Raw genomic sequence first — 17,282 nt, forward strand, 5'->3', positions numbered from 1 at the left:
TGCTTCGACCGGACAGCTGATGACGGATCTCGCGGTTGGCCTCCAAGAGCGCGGGCTTGACATGACTGTCTTCACTGGGCAACCGAACTACCATAGTGGGGCGAACGAAACACAACCATCACATGAGTTCTATAAAGGAGTCGAGATCAATCGGATTCGCGCACCTCAACTCCGCCAATCGTCGTTCATCCGTCGAGGATTCAACTGGATCGTCTTTACGATCTGGATGTTTTTCGCCTTGCTGCTGAGCAACGCGCCTGACAATCGCGAACTCGTCTTCGTCTCGAACCCGCCATTCCTACCGCTTGCGATGTGGCCTGTTTGTCGTCTTCGTGGCTGGGAATACACTTATATCGTATACGATCTCTATCCCGATTTCACGGTCGAAACAGGCTATTTCAAACGCGGAGGAGTCATCGATCGGGTTTGGTCGCGTCTGAGTGCAGCAGTATTCCACGATGCAAAGCATATCGTCGCCCTCGGTCCAGCGATGCGCGATCGGATCAGTCGCGTCGCGGGTGCGGACTTCGATGTAGAAAAAATTGCAATCATTCACAACTGGGAAGACGAGGAATTCATCGAGCCAAAAACGAAAGATGAAAACTGGTTTAGCAAAACACACGGTCTTGACGAGCAATTCACGCTTCTCTATTCGGGAAACATCGGGGACAATCACGATCTCGAAACTGTCATCAAAGCAGCAACAGAATTCGAAAACGACACAAAGCTTCTCATCATCGGCGAGGGCGACAACAAAGACAGTATCGTAGAACTGACCGATCAGCTCGGACTCATCGGCGATACGGTGGAATTCATGCCCTACCAACCGCTGGATGATCTCCCATACTCGCTTACGGCTGGCGATGTCTCGCTTGTTTCCGTTGAAGAAAGTTTAGAAGGTGTTTGCGTTTCGAGTAAACTATATACAGCGTTGGCTGCGGGCCAACCAGTGCTTCTCATTGCCCAACCGAAAAGCGATGAAGCACGGATTCTTGACACATGCAATGCTGGGATTCGTGTTTCTCAGGGCGATTCAGAGGGAGTAGCAGCCGCGCTCGAAACGTGGAAGTCGGATCCAGAGTTGCTAGCCGAACAGGGTCAGAACGCCCGTTCGAGTTTCGAAAACCGATTCACGAAAGATCACTCTCTCGACCGGTATTTCGAGCTTCTCTCTCACGAACATACTCTATCGGAGGAATCCCCGACGCTGTCTTCAACCCGCGCCGAATAGTCGATTCATACCCTGGCTCGAACGTTTCATTCTCTCCCGGAACTGCTCGAAATCCCAGAAGCTCGCTGCATCGGCATCCGATCCAGCCGTCGGTTTCCCCGTTGTTCTGGCTCGTGGGATCACGTAGAACCTGGTTGAGCAGCAGTAGCCGTATCGTCACATGCCGAGGAGCTATCTGTCACCCAGTCCACCAACATTGCCGACTATGTTGTGCGAAACGACGATGGAGTTTACAAGGCGGTTGCTCCTGAAACGGGACAACACTTCGAGAACGCCAACAAGGACGTTCACGCCCTGTTTAACGACATCAAAACTACGAGAAAGGGAAATGCCATATCCATGTTCTTTCAGGGCGTTATGAGTTTACTTCATCATTTGTTTTTGATTATGACTCTCTTACCGAGTCTGATGAAACACGTTGAGGATGAAGCAGTCAATAAGGCCGTGTAGCGGTGCTCCGACGAGATTCAACGTCCGTACGAACCCGTAGGTTCGAACGGACTGCTCTAATCCTGGTTTGGAGAGTCCACGGAACTTCTCCAGCCACGGTTCGATGAGGGACCAAAGGCATTCGACCTGATTCGTGTGGATACCCTCGTCTGAGACGTACTCATCGTCATGAACGACGGTTCGGTGCTCGTGGTCCATCTGCTGATAGGCGGGTAACTCGTCGGTCCAGATCTCTCCCAGCGGCTGGGAGAGATCGCCTGCTTCCTCGATTACTGGCTCGAGATTTTCGTCGTACGCAGAACCTTCTTCTGCCGAAACCACACGCAGCACGTCGCGGCACGCCGCGACGAGCGTCAGTTTGTCTCCAGGGCACCCTCCCAGCGTGATCGGCCAGGATTGCCGGAGCCACCGCGGGAGAGGCCGTCCCGCGGCGGCGACTGTCCTTTGTAACCGGAGCACTTCGAGCCAGTTTCGTCGATCTGTGTGGGTCCTTCGACGATGTGTTGGATACGTTCCCAGACGAGGGGGAAGCCGCGCTCGAATGCGGCTTCCCCCTCGCGGAGTTGCGCGTGAATCGTGTCGTAGCAGGGACCGAACAGCTGGGCAATCTGGTTGATGCTGAGTAAGGTATCGGCGTAGAGGATGAAGATGAGTATGAGTTCCCCAGGAGTGAGGCCGCTGTTTGCGAACGGTGTGTTTCGGGTGTATGTGAAGCTATAGCGGCAGTTGCGACACCAGACTCGGGGACTCCCGTCCCGAGTCTGGAGGACTGTTTCATCACATTTAGAACAGGGAGCTTGTTCCCACGCGTGCTTGCAGCGCCGCTCGACGATGGTGTCGAGCGGCTCGGGCGGAACACTATTGCCTGCCGCTCAACAACGTCTTGTAGCATCCCGCCGAAAGCTGTCTGCTGGAACATAACCACTAGCATACGGCGGGATGCTGTAGTTCCTACGTGACTGTTTCACTAGACTCGGCAAGAGCGGATTATGATGGCATCGCTCTGACGGGGGCAGGGATGAATGCTACAATAATAGCGATGGGAGTGGGAGCGAACGTCGATGCTATTCAATTCGGCCCAGTTGATGAACAGACCCTTTTTCCCATTCATCCAAGCGGTTCAATATAATGGGCGCAAAAACCAAAATTCGTCAGGGAATTTCTTGGTCACGGATTACAGTGGCGCAAACAGAATCACAAACGCTCATATGAGAGAAGTATTCCCCGTAGGATTTGCAGAAGACGGGTTCCATCTGACGAAAGCCTTTGGTTTCCAGATTGAGAACTGTCTCCCCGAAGATATGGGAGGGTCGGGGATTACTATCGGTACTGGGACGAGTTCTCATATTCATTTCGAAAAAATCTATTCGGCGCATAATGATAGGTATGGAGTAAAGTTTTATGACAATAGTAGCGGTATAAATGCTGATATTGATATGACGGCAATAGTCGCTGATAATGCTAAAGGGGGCATTGGTAGAGACGGCTATAGGTGGAGGTCATCATACTAACAATTCTTTAGAATTTAATGCGAGAGGTAATGAGAGTCACGGAGTTGAGATTGGCAATGGTGTGAGAAGAAGCGATATTAAAATAATGGAAAAACAACGCTGGAGACTTGCTACATGACACTTCAAACCCGTCTTATTCGTCCAGTAACAATATAACTGTTGCACTTAACAAAGATACGACTATTGATGTGAATAACCCACGGAATATCATCAATGGCGTTTCACGGGTCCCCTACAAACCCAGAACTCGATACCCTTGGGGCAGTTCGGGGCAGGCGAAAATCGCATACGATATGGGAATTATGCTATATGACACGCAAAATGATGACTGGTATCTCCCGTTGGCTCCCTCTGCGACGAACAATTATATGAAAATCAATGGGACGAAATCAACCATTTCGCAACTATCATTTGCTATGGTGATGGTAGACCGCTCCCAATAGCATGACCGCTATACCATAAAGCGGGACACTCCCAACTGTAAAGAGAAGTTCTCCGAGTTCCAATAGTGGGCCACTGACAATCGCGGAATAGATTTCAAATCTGAAGTTCGAGATGATCAACAGTGAACCCGCCGCCAAAATCACGTACTCGGTTGTGTTTTCAACGATATATAGGAGTACAAATAGCGGAAAAATCACGAACTCAAGGTATTCTTTGTAAGCCACCATCGTTGGGATGAGTAAAACCCAGAACAGAAGGTGCATATCACCAATCAGGCCGTCAGTCTCATAGGCTAAATAACCTACAACGCAGAGCATGAACATCATTGCTATTACTGATAGAGCTGACCCTCCAAAGTCCAATAGTTGCGATAATGGACGGAGAAGCGAGACAGCTATCGCGTCTACAGGGATGCCTTCAGCAGGGACGCGGCCCTCGGAATAACTGAATACCATTGCTACGTATCTCTCGGTCATTCCAACACTGACCAGCAGGTTCAGCACTACTGCAACCCCTCCAAACACCACACAACCGACAACAGCACGCCAGCGTTTCTTGGCGACAAACCATATTCCGCAAGGTGGGAGGAATAGTTTGAACAGTGTCGAAAAGACAAAAAGGGTGCTGGCAGCAATTTCTCTTCTCTCATAGGCCATGACAGCAGCTAACGTCACGAATAATGTCAGAAAGACATTGATGTTTCCGTTCCGAATACCACCAATTGTGAGGATTGATGCGATGCAAAATAGGGACAGTAGTACAGAATCCACCCAAGACAGTTTCACATCGTAGCGTCGGAGAAAGCGCACTATCAACTGTGAGAGTAAAATTCCAGCTCCGATCTGGAGAATTGCCACGGCTAAATACGCCATCCCCCACGTTGGAAAGATCGCTAATGGGAGGAGGATCAGGAGTGTTAGCGGCGGGTAAAGGAATGGGAGTGGATAGGTTCCCACATCGGTCCCATATACGGGACCGCCTGTTAACCAGTCCTTCACGGCGAAATAATAGACCTTGAAATCACCGCCGAAGCCCAAATCCAATATTGACAACTGGTAGAATATTGATGCCACACCTGCGAGGATGCCGAAGACAAGAACTAACCGAGTGATTCTTCGTTTAGATGCTATCACTGTTCACCACGAAAACTGAAGGGGTGGCATTTAATCGCTTGCTTGTTGTCGGCAAACAGCCATCGTACCGGCAGACAATTCCTATCGGATTTGTGATAAGAATGCGCAGAAGCTTACTCCAGCGAAGAACATAGAAAGACAACAAAGGGAGCAAATAGCTCTTGCAGCAGCCCTGTGCCCGAAACGTCTAAAGAACAGAACTCCAACAATCGGTGAGGCTATTATCGTACCCCCTGCGGATCGAGCAGCCAGTTCCTCAACACTATCTGCATTCACGGCCATCTATATACGTACCATCAACTACGGCGAATTAAAACTTAGCATTCTGACCAGTGCTCGGGACAGATGTGACAATCAGTTCGGCACTCGCTCGGCGTAGACAACCACGAGCACGTGTCTTTTGTCGGGGTGCTCCACGAAGACTGTATCGAGCAGCTGTATTGCTTCGCTGGTGGCCTCGACTCCTGTTTTCTCGGCAAGCTCGTGGACTGCTGCTGATTGTGGCGGTTTATCACTGAATCTGTGTACTCAGCGCATGCAGCATGACCGCACTGAGACACGCAAATATCCCGATCAGAACGAAAAACATCGAGGTGATTGCGAGCCCACTTGGAAAGCTGCCCGAGTTGATGAAATTCGAGATCGTCCAGTAGCCAAAGCCAAGCCCAACGAACGCGGAGAGAAAGCCGGGGACTCCCAAGAACGTGATCGGGCGATCGCGCTCAACTGTTTTGACGATGTTCATCACGAGATGAACCCCATGTGAAATCGGATTGTGCTGGCTCCCGTTCTCGACATCGTAGTCGATCGTCGTCCCGACTTCCTCGATCGCGTAGTCGTTGTGATGTGCGTGATAGAGGATATCCGTGCTCGCACTCATCCGGTCGCCAACCTCGTCGTCAGCCAGTAGCGACTCGATCGCGCGGCGATTGTACGCCCGGAAGCCACTCTGTGTATCGTCGATCCACGAGGCCGATCGTACGACCCCGAGACTCAGGTTACTCAGCAGATTGATCACGGCGAGCCCGACACGACGATAGAACGGGACTGTCGTCTCCGAGTCAGCTGCGAACCGACTACCGATGGCGATGTCTGCACCATCGTCGCGAAGTGCAGCCAGCAAGCGAGGAATATCCGCCGGGTCATGCTGGCCGTCCCCATCGAGAATAATGAGCTGTTCGGCCCGTTGTTTGTACGCTTCCCGAAAGGCCGTTTTCAGCGCGGCTCCGTAGCCACCGTTGGCCTCGCGTTCGAGGACCGTTGCACCGGCTGCCCGTGCTTGTTCGACAGTAGCGTCCGTACTCCCGTCATCGATTACCAGCACGTCCTCTTCGTGTTCTAGCACCTCTGCAACTACCTCGCCAATCGTCGCTGCTTCGTTATAGGCGGGAATCGCAACGAGCGTTGTTGATTGACCGCTGTCAGGCTGTAACTGTGGGATGGCGTCGATAGAGTATCCGGACTCATTGAACGCCGACAGCGTTGCCTCACGATCGATATAATCGTCTGGCTCATCATGGATGATGACGCCCGGAAGGCCGAGCGTGCGCGCTGCTGTTTCCAGTTGCTGGTGATAGGTGTCCTCTTCAGCCGAGTGTGGGACATCGATCAGATGGACGTTCGCTGTATGGATGAAATCGAGCGTTCGAAGCCGATCGTTCTCGTTCGGGTTGAGAACAAGCACCTGCTGGCCCTGCTGGGTTGCTCGCAGTACGATCCGCGCAATCGCATCGACAGATTGGGGCTCAAAAACAACACCAATTGCAGGCTGTTCTCTCGCCGTCCCAGAGCTGTGTTCGTCGCGCTGTTCTTCGCTCGCCTTGTATTCGCTCATAACATCATGGGTCAGTCACTGGTCCGGGCCGACACGCTCGTCTGTCCAAGCAGTTTCGAATACCACTACCCGATAGGAAACCTTCACTGATTCTGTCTCCTCCAATCAGCCTCGATTGAATTATCGATACGGATCGATGATGATTGATCGATTGGACGAATCTACGGCTATTGCCGTTGGGCGAACTATAGACGCGACCGATACTATTTTTGACCGACAATGAGTGCATTAGTGCCATTAGATCCCGGAATCATGGTTGCGCCCTGTAACCTGGGGCACTTGTTTGATTAGTCTGAGCCTCCTCATCAATTCACCACCATATATGGAACTGTTTCTCGCTGTCCATAGTTTCATCGGTTATATACGTTGTGCTTGCAACTGATAATATTAGTTGGTCCGTGAACGATCTAGTGGCTGCGTCTGTCGACGACGCTCTCCGCTGTCACCTACTCCTCGCGGCTGGGATTTTCACTGCACCGAATCCCGACTGTCGCCCCATCCCAGTCATCGATCAAGTCACCTTCTGTGGCGGCATTCGTGCGTGGGTTCTCCGGCAGTGGTTCCTGATCAAGCTGGGCGAGAATATCGAACAGCGGATCATCCGGATTGGTCCGTTGTTGCTGCTCCATCCATACTTCAGCCGCTTCTCTGAGTGCAGCAGTGAGTGAGAGTCCGCGCTCGTCGGCAAGCGATTTGAAGTGGTCGTATTCTTCATCCGAAAGCTCGGTCTGGATGGATGTAGATTCACTCATTGACAACTACCATCATGACGAAGCAACAATTCATCGGAGATAAGCCTATTCATAGACCATCGAAGATGATTTCATGGCGGCAACGACCTTCGATAGTCAGAAACACTCCCTCGACTCACAAGCAGTAGAAAATACATCATTTCCCAATAAGAATATCGGGCATCGAACTGTATCAACCACCGAGAACAATGGCCGAGGAAATGCAGGCGATCCGTGTCCACGAGCATGGCGACCCAAGCGTGCTTCGCTACGAATCCGTTGAGCGGCCCGAACCCACAGCCGACGAACTCCTCGTGCGCGTTCGCGGAGCCGGCCTGAACCCGGTCGACACTGCCGGCCGGTACGGGCAGATCGAGTATCCATTGCCGTGGATCCCTGGCTGGGATCTGTCGGGCACCGTCGCCGCCGTTGGCGACGCAGTCACCGACTTCGAGGTCGGCGACAGTGTCTACAGTCTAGCCCGCTTTCCGGCTGCGGGCAACGCCTACGCGGAGTACGCGACGGTGCCTGCGGCAGACGTCGCTCCACAACCGGAGACCATCGGCCACACCACCGCCGCAGGCGTCCCCATGGTCGCGTTGACAGCATGGCAAGCGCTCTTCGAACAGGGCGACCTACAGGACGGCGACCGCGTGCTGATCCATGCGGCCGCCGGCGGTGTCGGCCACATCGCCGTACAGCTTGCGCTGCAGCACGGGGCAACCGTCATCGGGACCGCTGCCGGCTACAACCAACAGTTCCTCACCGATCTCGGTGTCGACCAGGCCATCGACTACGAGACTACCCAGTTCGACGACGCGATCGACGAGCCGGTCGATCTCGTGCTCGATGCGATCGGTGGTAAAACGGGCGAGCGCTCGCTGTCGGTCCTGCGTGAGGGCGGGACCATCACGCCCTTGCTCGATGCCCCACCCGAAGAGCAACTCGACGCCTACGGCGTCGACAGCCAGCAAGTCGGTGTCGAAGCCGATGGTGACACGCTCTCTGAGATCGCCACACTGATCGATGAGGGAGCCGTCACGCCAACGATTGCAGACACCTACCCGCTCGCGGATGCAACTGCCGCCCACGAGGAACTCGAAAGCGATCACGCGCGTGGCAAGCTCGTCCTCGAACCCGACAGCGACACCTAAGCACTTCGATGGCGAAGCCGTTGTCGGATAAAATGGGCAAACGCAGGAAGAACTAATGCGTCTGCAAGAGGGGCACTTCCCCCTCGATCGAGATCTCGTCACCGACGGCGATCTCCTTGCCGGCCTCGTGTGATGGCAGTCGTGTGACGACCGTCAAATAGTAATAATCGTCTGCATCCTCGCGGTCCATGTTCGTTCCCAGCGTCTCTGCATCAGCCCAGTCGGGGAATCGCTCCTTTCGTTGCTCCATAAACTTCGCCGTGAAATTCGACTTTCGCTCACCAGTTTCGGGATCCCGGGAGGGGACGACACAGCGTGGCTTACACATAACCCCATAATGGGTCACGTCGCCAACCGTAAACTCCACGCCAGTACCCGGATCGCGACGTGTCGCCGGCGTGTCCGAATAGAGTTTGTCCTCCCAGAACGGTTCGACACCATCGATTGCGATGTTGGTTCGCAGTCGCCGGAAAATCCCGTCGGCATCGAGGTCGTCGTACCAGGAGGCGACGTCGGCCAGTGTTTCCTCACCGACGACAGTCGGGCCCGTGGCGGTGATTCGGATCGGAGCGATACCGCCCGCGGTGTCAGTGAAGTTCGATTGTGCAGCTCGTTCGACGGTGATCGGTTCGTCGAAAAAGTCAGTCAACCACGCCTCTAACTCCGGATTGCTGTCGATGCCATCGAGGTCGCAGGCAAACGTCCGGTTCGTATCGTGGATTGCGAAGTCGATCGTGTTTGCCGCGAGGTCGACTGTGGTGTTGATCTTGTGAACCAGTTTGTTCTGTCGACCGTTCACGTAGGTGCCGTCCTCGCTGAACAGGGCATACTCGCGATCGTACTGCAACCGCCCCGAATCACGGATCAACACGCTCCCGACGTCGACCCCGGACAACGATTTGACTGGATACAGCCTGATTCGAGAAACTGCTGCCATGACAGGATATACTGGTCCGAACTCGCTTAGATGTTGTCTCAGTGTGTGACATTTGTTAACGTATTGGACTGTGGCCGAAGCCGCCGATGGGTGAACCCTACGAGATCTAATCGTGGGCTATAGTGGGATAGAGTTAACCCTCTGTGGGCAATAGTGGGCAATAAGAATGAACGTCGAATCAGACGATATTCGTACCAAAGAAGCTGACGACCGAGGCCGGCTGTATCTCGGCACCGAGTATGCAAACAAGCGCGTCACGGTTGCCGTCGTTGCGATTGAAACCGACCGGCCGGACGAAGAGGAGCTTGCAGCAGCCTACCGCGACGCGAGCGAATCTGCTGGCGACATTACCCGCGACTGGGAGCATGCGTCCGATGAAGCGTGGGATTCGCTCGGACCGGCTCCTGGTGTCGAAGGCTACGATCCCGACACTCATGAGTGATGATGTGCCGGTGGTGCGGCGGGGCGATATCGTCATTGTCGCACTGGATCCGACACGTGGTCACGAAATCCGCAAGACACGCCCGAGTGTCGTTGTTCAGAACGATGTCGGCAACCGAAATTCCCACACCACGGTTGTCGCCCCCGCAACAACCACCCATCGTGGCTACCCCTTCGAGGTGCTGGTGAACGCTGACGAGAGCGATTTCAACGAGGATTCATCGGTGCGTCTCGACCAGATTCGAACGGTCGATATCTCCGAACGAATCGAGTTCGTCGCCGGGCAGCTTCCAGCCTCCGTCATGCGTGAGATCGATAGTGCGCTACAACTCGAACTCGGTCTCGATTGATGGAGCCTGCGCCTATTGCGCGACGACACCTGCGGCACCCTTACCCCTTCGAATCCGGTTAGTTCCGGTGTTGAATCACTCAGCTTAACGAGGAAGAGGCGAAAACATCCGCCAAGTTCTTTACAAGCCAGTCAAACAGATAGACACCGATGGGGTACAGAAAGACGCCGGACAGCGAAGAACACTGTCCGCAGTGTGATGCGACACAGTCCATCGTCCGGACTGTGGCTTGGCAACCGAACCAGTGTCGGGAGTGTGGAACCGAAATTCCTTCCGACGAGAACGTCTAGTAAACCAACTCACCGCTCCGCGCCTGATATCCTACAGTAGTCGTAGAGTCCGAGCATATTATCGCTCGAACCATCACGTGTTTTTATCAATCACCCATACACTTTTAATGCTGCCCCTCGACCTTCGAGTTGGCACACTCGGAGTGGTACATATGACAGACGATACAACCCCATCTAACGGACGAGACCTGCTACAGTTCATCGGTCGTATCGACGAATCCATCCGCTCGCGACGTTCGTTCATGTCCGACGCGGCGAAAACTGGCGTTGCCGCGTCCGCCCTGACCACGCTCGGTGCGGGCACCGTTGCGGCCAACGACGGGAACGACTCCAACGGGAGCGGCGGATCCGACTGGAACCCAAGCGACGTCGAGATCCTCAACTACGCGCTCACGCTCGAGCACCTCGAAGCGGCCTACTACAACGACTTCCTCGACCAGTATTCCGAACACGAGGTCGAGCGTTCCGAGGTCGCGAACTACTTCGACCGGGAGACGCTGCAGTATTCGGTCTATCAGCAGATCCAAGACACCCGCGACCACGAGGAAGCCCACGTCGAAGCACTCACCAAGACGATCAAGGACCTCGGCGGGACGCCCGTCGAACCCGCCGACTACGAGTTCCCCTACTCGTCGATCACCGAGTTCGTCGCGGTCGCCGACCGCCTCGAGGCCGTCGGCGTCTCCGCCTACGCCGGCGCGGCCCCGCTGATCGACAGCGAGGACGTACTCGAAGCTGCGCTGAGCATCCACTCGGTCGAGGCCAACCACCAGACCTACTTCCAGCTCCTGCATCTCCAGCGGCCCGCACCGAACGCGTTCAACCCGGCTCGCACGCGCGACCAGGTGCTCCCGATCGCCAAGCAGTTCATCGTCGGTGCGGGCGACTCGGGCGGCGGGGACGCGGAGGTCATCGAGCAGTCGAACGTGCAACTCGCCGGCGAGAACGAGGTACCGCCGGTCGACACCGACGCCACCGGCGAGGCGACGCTGGAACTCGTCGAAGGCAGCGATGGCCCCAAACTGCAGTACGAGCTCTCGGTCCAGAACATCGAGAACGTCACGGCCGCCCACATCCATCTCGGCAACGAGGGCGAAAACGGGCCGGTCGTCGCGTTCCTCTTCGGACCGAAGGAAAGTGGCGTCAGCGAGGACGGGCAGCTGGCAAGCGGCACCATCACCGAATCGGACCTCGTCGGGCCGCTCGAGGGCGAATCCGCCCAGGAGCTCCGATCGATGACCGAGAAGGGGGCGTACGTCAACGTCCACACGACACAGAACCCCGACGGCGAGATCCGCGGTCAGATCCGCGTCGAATAGCGATCCACACCTTTTTGCGGAACGTCGGTCGCGACGACCGCAACGATCATCCAGCCGCGCCGCCACTCACCGATGATGATGCCCTGGGGCCATCTCGCGTTTGGCTACCTCCTCGTGTCGGCGCTGATGCGAGTGGTCCCACGATGGGAGATGGATCGCACGACGGTGTTGCTCGTTCTGCTCGGGACGCAGTTGCCGGATCTCATTGATAAGCCACTGGCGTGGACGTTTCACCTCCTCCCGAGCGGTCGCACGCTCGCACATTCGCTGTTCGCGATGGTGGCCGTCTGTGCGCTCGTTGGCTACTACTATCGCCGCCGCAGCCGTCTCGATCTCGGCGTTGCCTTCGCCGTCAGCTACGGCTCCCATCTGATCGGCGACGGATACAGCTTCCTCCTGTCGGGCGAGTACGCTTATCTCTCCTCGCTGGGCTGGCCACTGCTCCCACCGCCACCGTTCGGCGATGAGGGAACCTTCCTCACGCACATCCCCGATTTCGCCTTCACGCCCGGGCTTCTGACACAGATTACGCTTCTGGCCATCCTATACGTCGTCTGGATCGAAGATGGCGCCCCCGGGCGAGAGCTGTTCTCTCGTTGACCGACCGTCCGGCGCGGTCGTGACGTCGCGACTATGTCCGATCGTTGCTATCGGCCGAAGAGGGTAGAAATATACCGCTGTGGACAGAGGATCGGAACGATGCTGGAGGCCACCGGTTCGTGAGCTACACCCGCACGCTGCTTTCCCGGTGGTCTCGCCGCGATCGGCTCACCGTCGTCGTGGTCGCGGTCACGACCGCCTTTCTGGTCGGGACCACCCTCCTGTTGGCCGCGGCCGGCGCACAGACGGCCACGATCGCCGACGAGCTGGACACGACGGCGACAGTGTCGTACGAGGGCTCCTATGGGGCCGCACAGGCTAACGCGACAACCGACGAGATCGTGTTGCCGACGGCCACGCTGCGTCACAACGACTCCCTACAGCGGTTCGTCGGCGTCCCGCCGAACACGACCAACGAACTCGGTGACACCACCGTCGGCTGGCAGCGAGCGACGCTCCCTGCGCCGAACGATACCGTTCAGGGGCCAGTCGCGACGCGGACCGCACAGCGATTTGCAACCTCCACAGGCCCCGCCCGCCTGACCGTTCGGCCACACGCCACGAACGCCTCGCTGTTCCCGACCGAGTGGTACGTCGCGAACGCCTCGACGGTGCGAACGGTGAGCGACGGCGACACGGAGGCGCTCGTCATCCATCCCACCCGATCGGCGAGCGGGTTGCTGTCGGTGCCCGAAACCGGCTCGCCGATTGTCGCCGCGCTCGTGTTCCTGTTCGCCGGGATGCGCGAGCTGTTGGCGGTGTTGCTCGCCGCGACGCTCGGTAGCGCGGTGCTCGTCGTCGTGGTCGTCTACAACGTGCTCCGAATGACCGTCAGGGACCGCCGGCGGGCGATCCGCGTGATCCGCTCGACCGGCGGCACGCCACGGCGGATCCTCGCGCTGTTCGGCGTTCGGGCGGGGCTGATCGTCACGATCGGTGTCGCGCTTGGCTACGCCGTCGGGATGATCACCACGAACGCCGTCGTCAACGTGGCGGTTTTTGCCGGGTTACCGATATCGCTGACACCGACGTTGACGCCGGTCGCCATCGCCGCGCTGGCGGTCATCCTCCCGGGACTCGTGCTTGCGGGCGTGCTCGCGGGCGTCCTGGCGGCGTGGTCCGCGGCCACCGCGCCGCCGGCCCGGATCGGGGCTACAACCGGACGGACACAGAGCGATCGATCGACGGGCGGCCGCCGGGCGGCGCTGCGCCCCACGCTGCTCGCCGGCCGCGCCATCGTGCCGACGGCGCTGACGCTCGCCGTGTTCGTTGTCGTCGTCGTGCTCGTCGTCTCGCTGATGGGTGCGGTCGCGCCGCTGTCGACCCAAAGTGAGGGGACGATCGCCGAGGCCGACGCGCCACACGTCCTCAACAGCCGCATCGATACGAACTACGTCCCCGTGCTTCGAGAGCGCGGTGTCGCCGCGAGCCCGGAGATCATCCTGCCACAGGCGCTCGATGGCGAGCCGTTCCTCGGACTCGGGGCCAACTACACGGCTTTTGCCGCCGTCACGAACGCGAGCCTCGTCGAGGGACGTCCGCCCCGAACCTCGGCGGAGGCCGTCGTCGGCAGCGACCTCGCCACGACGCTCGACATCGATGTCGGCGAGTCGCTCCCGCTCGGTGGGAGTTTCTCGCCGGCGACGACACGCGTCACCGTCGTCGGGACGTTCGACGCCACCGGCGTCGCCGACGACCAGCTCGTCGTGCCGCTGTCGACGGCCCATCACCTCGCGCTCGACTCCGGGACCGTCCAGTATATCCGGACCGAGCGAACCGCCCTCCCCGACGGCGCCGGAGCGAACGACACCGGGAGCGCCGGCGACGCGATCAGCGTGACCGGCGTCTCCATACCCCGTGTCGTCGAGGCGAACCGTTCGTTCGCGGTCACGGCGAACGTCGAGAACCTCGAGGCGACGAACGTGACGCGGCCGATCACCGTCCGCGTCGGCAATCGGACGCGAACGCGTTCGGTGACGCTCGGCCCGGAGGCAACCGACGAGATCTCGATTCCGGTCCGGCTGCCGACGGCGGGCAACAGAACGCTGCGCGTCGACAGCTACACGCAGTCCGTACGCGTGCTTCCACGTCGTTCGCTGTGGCTCCCGACCGAGTTACCGGGGCGTGCCCCGCCGAACGCGACGCTGTACGTACCCGTGGTGACGCCGGCCGAACAGCCCGTCGAGAACGCATCCGTCGCCGTCGCCAACCGAACGTGGACCACCGGCGACAACGGCGTCGCACGGGTCACGCTCCCGACCGCACCCGGCGAATACACGCTGCGTGCGAGCAAGGGTGAGCGCCCGGCGGCGACACAGAACCTGACGGTCACGACGTCGGCCCAGCGCAGGCCCTCGGCCCGTCTTGCGATCACGCCGCAGACGGGAAGCGTGCTCGAACGCCCGGAGGCGACCGTGACGGTCGCGAACCCCTGGAACCGGACGCTCACGCGGCGACTCACGCTGACGTCGCCGGTGACGACCCGCGAGCGAAACGTTACGCTCGAACCGGGAGCGACGACGCAAGTGACCGTCGAGCTGTTCGGCGGCTCTGAGCAGCGGGCCTCCCCCGGCACCTACACCGTGCGCTTGCAGTCGAACGAATCGAGCGGATCGCTCGCCCGGAGCGAGTACACCGTCGAGGGCGACCAGCGACTGTTCTCGGCGCTCGCGAGCAACGGCCAGTACTCGGGCGGTGCCGGCATCGGGCAAGCGATCCGCAGCGTGTTCGGCAACGTCCAGTTGCTGTTCGTGACGATGTTGGTGCTCGCCGCGCTCACCACGATCGGGACGACGACTGCAACCTTCACACAGGTCATCCACGCCCGCCGGCGTGCCATCGGCATCCATCGGGCGACCGGCGCGTCCCCGCGACGCGTGCTCACGACCGTGCTCCGTGACGTCTGTCTGCTCTCGGTGCCGGCCGTCGCCGTCGCGCTCGCCCTCGGCGTCGGGACCGTCCGGCTGCTCGGACAGCTCGATCTGCTCACGCTGTTCGGGATCCGGCTCTCGACGGCGATCCCGGGCCCTGTACTGTTGGGCACCGCCGTCGGCGCGTTCGCCCTGTCGGTGCTCGGAGCCGTCCTGGCGACGCTCCCGTTTCTCACCCGTCCGCCCACCGACCTGCTCGACGGGACGGTCTCCGAGCCCACGACGCGGGAGGATGACCGATGAAGCGGCGACACCGGTACGTGGTCGTCTGTCTCGCGGTCTTCGCCGTCGCGCTCGCGTTCCGGACGCTCACGCTGTACTGGAGTCCCTTCCCCGCGACGCTCGATGGGTTCGACTACGCCGCCCTCGCGCGGGACACGCTCGCCAGCGGCCAGCTCCCACTGGGTCGTCTGCGGGCCGACAACTTCGTGTTCACCGGCGGCCTCGCGCTCGTCAGTGCGCTCACCGACAGCCGGCCGGTCACGATGGCACAGCCGGTGATTGCCGTGCTCGGTGCGGGCTCCTGTCTCACCGCCGTCGCCGTCGTCCGGCGGCTGGGACGCCGGCTCGCGCTCTCGGGTCGTCGCGTTCGGTGTGCCGCCGTCGTCGCCGGGTTCGGGCTCGCAGCCGAAGGGCTCTATCTCCGGCGGACCGGCGTCGCCGACGAGGAGGCGATCGGACTGTTGCTCGTTCCGTTGCTCGCGATCACGTTCCATCGCGCCCTCCGGACGCGCCGGCCGGCGTGGATCGTTGCAGCCGCCGTCATCGCCATTGCCTTCCCGTTGTTGCACACCTTCAGCACGCTCATCGCGGCGCTCACGCTTCTCGGCGTGCTGGCGACCCAGCTTCTCCGCGTGCCGAGCACGCGACTGGCGACGGTCGGGCTCGTCTTTGTCGGCGGGTTCTGGGCGTATTTCGCGCTCTACTACGAGGTCGCGGCACGGGTCGGCCTCACCGTGCCGTACGTCGGGCGCGTGCTCGCCTTCCCAGGCCTGTTCATCGCGTGGCTGATCGTGCTGGTCGTCGGCGTCCTCTGGGTACGCTCGGCACAGCCACGCCTCCAGCGGGCGGGGCTGCTCGGGGCCGTCGCGGTCGGCTATGCCGTTCTCGTCGCGAACGTCTTCGTGCCGGTCTTTCCGGGGACGGTGACGACGCCGCTGCCGATCCTGGCGCTCGCGTCGTTGTTCGTTGTCCCGGTGGTGTTGGCGAGTTCTCGACTGCCCGACGTGACGGCCGATGCGGGCGACGGTGCCGTCGTCGTCGCGCTGCTTGCCGCGCCAGCCGTCCAGACGTTCTTCTCGCTGACCGCCTCGCTCACGCCGGAGTTCTACGGGACGGTGATGCGAACGCAGACGTTCGTCCATTTCCCGGTGTTCGTTCTCGCCGCGCTGGCGGCCGTTGGACTCCCGGCCGCCGGGCGACTCTCGCTCGGGCGGCTGGGACTCCCGGGTCGGCTCGGGTCGGTGCGGACGATCGCCGTGACCCTCTTACTACTGAGTGCGGCCCTGACCGCACCGCTCGCGTTCGTCGATCTCGATACGGCGACGTATCCGAGCACGACGACCCACGAGGAGTTCGCCGCCGCGTCGTTCACTGCGACACACGTCCCCGGACGGTGGACATCGGACGATCCGTCGACGCGGATCGGGTCGCTCTACTACCCCGGCCGTACCCAGGCCTCGCAAGCCCCGGTCGGAAGCTGGCTGACCGGCGGCTCGCCGCCGGACTGTCCGGTGCTGTCGGCCCGGTCGTGGACGACGAGCGGCGCACATCTGTTCCCGCTGGCGCCGGCGACGATCCCGCCGACCCGCTATCGCCACTGGCTCGCCGACCGAAACCTCGTCTACACCACCAGCGGTGCCGATCCGTTCTCGCTGACGCGACCGACCACGTCGTCGTCACAGTGTTGAATCACAGCAAGCCGCCG

The 17,282-nt window shown here is 59.2% G+C and carries 13 protein-coding genes and 1 pseudogene; 9 read left to right on the forward strand and 5 right to left on the reverse strand.

Annotated elements, in window-relative coordinates:
* Window positions 1–19: 19 nt before the first annotated feature.
* Window positions 20–1,231 (forward strand): glycosyltransferase family 4 protein, encoded by a 1,212-nt coding sequence (locus NO363_RS00795; RefSeq protein WP_256686148.1) that lies wholly within the window; start codon window positions 20–22, stop codon window positions 1,229–1,231.
* Window positions 1,232–1,627: 396 nt separating this feature from the next.
* Here NO363_RS00795 and NO363_RS00800 read toward each other — a convergent pair.
* Window positions 1,628–2,612 (reverse strand): annotated as a pseudogene (locus NO363_RS00800) (IS1595 family transposase).
* Between the two features lie 277 nt (window positions 2,613–2,889).
* Here NO363_RS00800 and NO363_RS00805 point away from each other — a divergent pair.
* A complete protein-coding gene (locus NO363_RS00805; RefSeq protein ID WP_256686149.1) occupies window positions 2,890–3,192 on the forward strand; it encodes a hypothetical protein in 303 nt (100 codons plus the stop codon).
* A 407-nt stretch (window positions 3,193–3,599) separates the two neighbouring features.
* On the opposite strand, the gene NO363_RS00810 is transcribed toward NO363_RS00805, so the two are convergent.
* The 3 genes from NO363_RS00810 to NO363_RS00820 all read right to left on the reverse strand — a co-directional run bounded on the left by NO363_RS00810 (window position 3,600) and on the right by NO363_RS00820 (window position 7,355).
* Complete coding sequence (locus tag NO363_RS00810; protein WP_256686150.1) at window positions 3,600–4,769, reverse strand: glycosyltransferase 87 family protein; 1,170 nt, start codon at window positions 4,767–4,769, stop codon at window positions 3,600–3,602.
* Between the two features lie 511 nt (window positions 4,770–5,280).
* Window positions 5,281–6,603 carry a glycosyltransferase family 2 protein gene (locus tag NO363_RS00815; protein WP_256686152.1) on the reverse strand — a complete coding sequence of 441 codons (1,323 nt, stop codon included), beginning with the start codon at window positions 6,601–6,603 and terminating at the stop codon, window positions 5,281–5,283.
* A gap of 446 nt (window positions 6,604–7,049) precedes the next feature.
* Window positions 7,050–7,355 (reverse strand): hypothetical protein, encoded by a 306-nt coding sequence (locus NO363_RS00820; protein ID WP_256686153.1) that lies wholly within the window; start codon window positions 7,353–7,355, stop codon window positions 7,050–7,052.
* A gap of 188 nt (window positions 7,356–7,543) precedes the next feature.
* Here NO363_RS00820 and NO363_RS00825 point away from each other — a divergent pair, with 188 nt between their 5' ends.
* A complete protein-coding gene (locus tag NO363_RS00825; protein WP_256686155.1) occupies window positions 7,544–8,488 on the forward strand; it encodes an NADP-dependent oxidoreductase in 945 nt (314 codons plus the stop codon).
* A gap of 52 nt (window positions 8,489–8,540) precedes the next feature.
* Here the strand turns inward: NO363_RS00825 and NO363_RS00830 are convergent, their stop codons facing one another.
* On the reverse strand, window positions 8,541–9,425 hold the full coding sequence (locus NO363_RS00830; protein WP_256686156.1) for an MOSC domain-containing protein: 885 nt from the start codon (window positions 9,423–9,425) through the stop codon (window positions 8,541–8,543).
* Between the two features lie 166 nt (window positions 9,426–9,591).
* Here NO363_RS00830 and NO363_RS00835 point away from each other — a divergent pair, with 166 nt between their 5' ends.
* The 6 genes from NO363_RS00835 to NO363_RS00860 all read left to right on the forward strand — a co-directional run bounded on the left by NO363_RS00835 (window position 9,592) and on the right by NO363_RS00860 (window position 17,265).
* The gene (locus NO363_RS00835; protein WP_256686157.1) at window positions 9,592–9,867 is read left to right on the forward strand and encodes a hypothetical protein; all 276 of its coding nucleotides are present in this window, start codon (window positions 9,592–9,594) and stop codon (window positions 9,865–9,867) included.
* Window positions 9,860–10,216 (forward strand): type II toxin-antitoxin system PemK/MazF family toxin, encoded by a 357-nt coding sequence (locus NO363_RS00840; RefSeq protein WP_256686158.1) that lies wholly within the window; start codon window positions 9,860–9,862, stop codon window positions 10,214–10,216. Before NO363_RS00835 ends, NO363_RS00840 begins: the two co-directional genes overlap by 8 nt.
* Before the next feature lie 442 nt (window positions 10,217–10,658).
* Complete coding sequence (locus tag NO363_RS00845; protein WP_256686159.1) at window positions 10,659–11,825, forward strand: ferritin-like domain-containing protein; 1,167 nt, start codon at window positions 10,659–10,661, stop codon at window positions 11,823–11,825.
* Window positions 11,826–11,900: 75 nt separating this feature from the next.
* Complete coding sequence (locus tag NO363_RS00850; protein ID WP_256686161.1) at window positions 11,901–12,425, forward strand: metal-dependent hydrolase; 525 nt, start codon at window positions 11,901–11,903, stop codon at window positions 12,423–12,425.
* A 119-nt stretch (window positions 12,426–12,544) separates the two neighbouring features.
* Window positions 12,545–15,598 (forward strand): ABC transporter permease, encoded by a 3,054-nt coding sequence (locus tag NO363_RS00855; protein ID WP_256686162.1) that lies wholly within the window; start codon window positions 12,545–12,547, stop codon window positions 15,596–15,598.
* Window positions 15,595–17,265: a sodium/phosphate symporter gene (locus tag NO363_RS00860; protein ID WP_256686163.1), complete on the forward strand. Its 1,671-nt coding sequence runs from the start codon at window positions 15,595–15,597 to the stop codon at window positions 17,263–17,265. Before NO363_RS00855 ends, NO363_RS00860 begins: the two co-directional genes overlap by 4 nt.
* Window positions 17,266–17,282 lie beyond the last annotated feature (17 nt).

The sequence above is a fragment of the Halococcus qingdaonensis genome (genome assembly GCF_024508235.1).
Taxonomy (GTDB): domain Archaea; phylum Halobacteriota; class Halobacteria; order Halobacteriales; family Halococcaceae; genus Halococcus; species Halococcus qingdaonensis.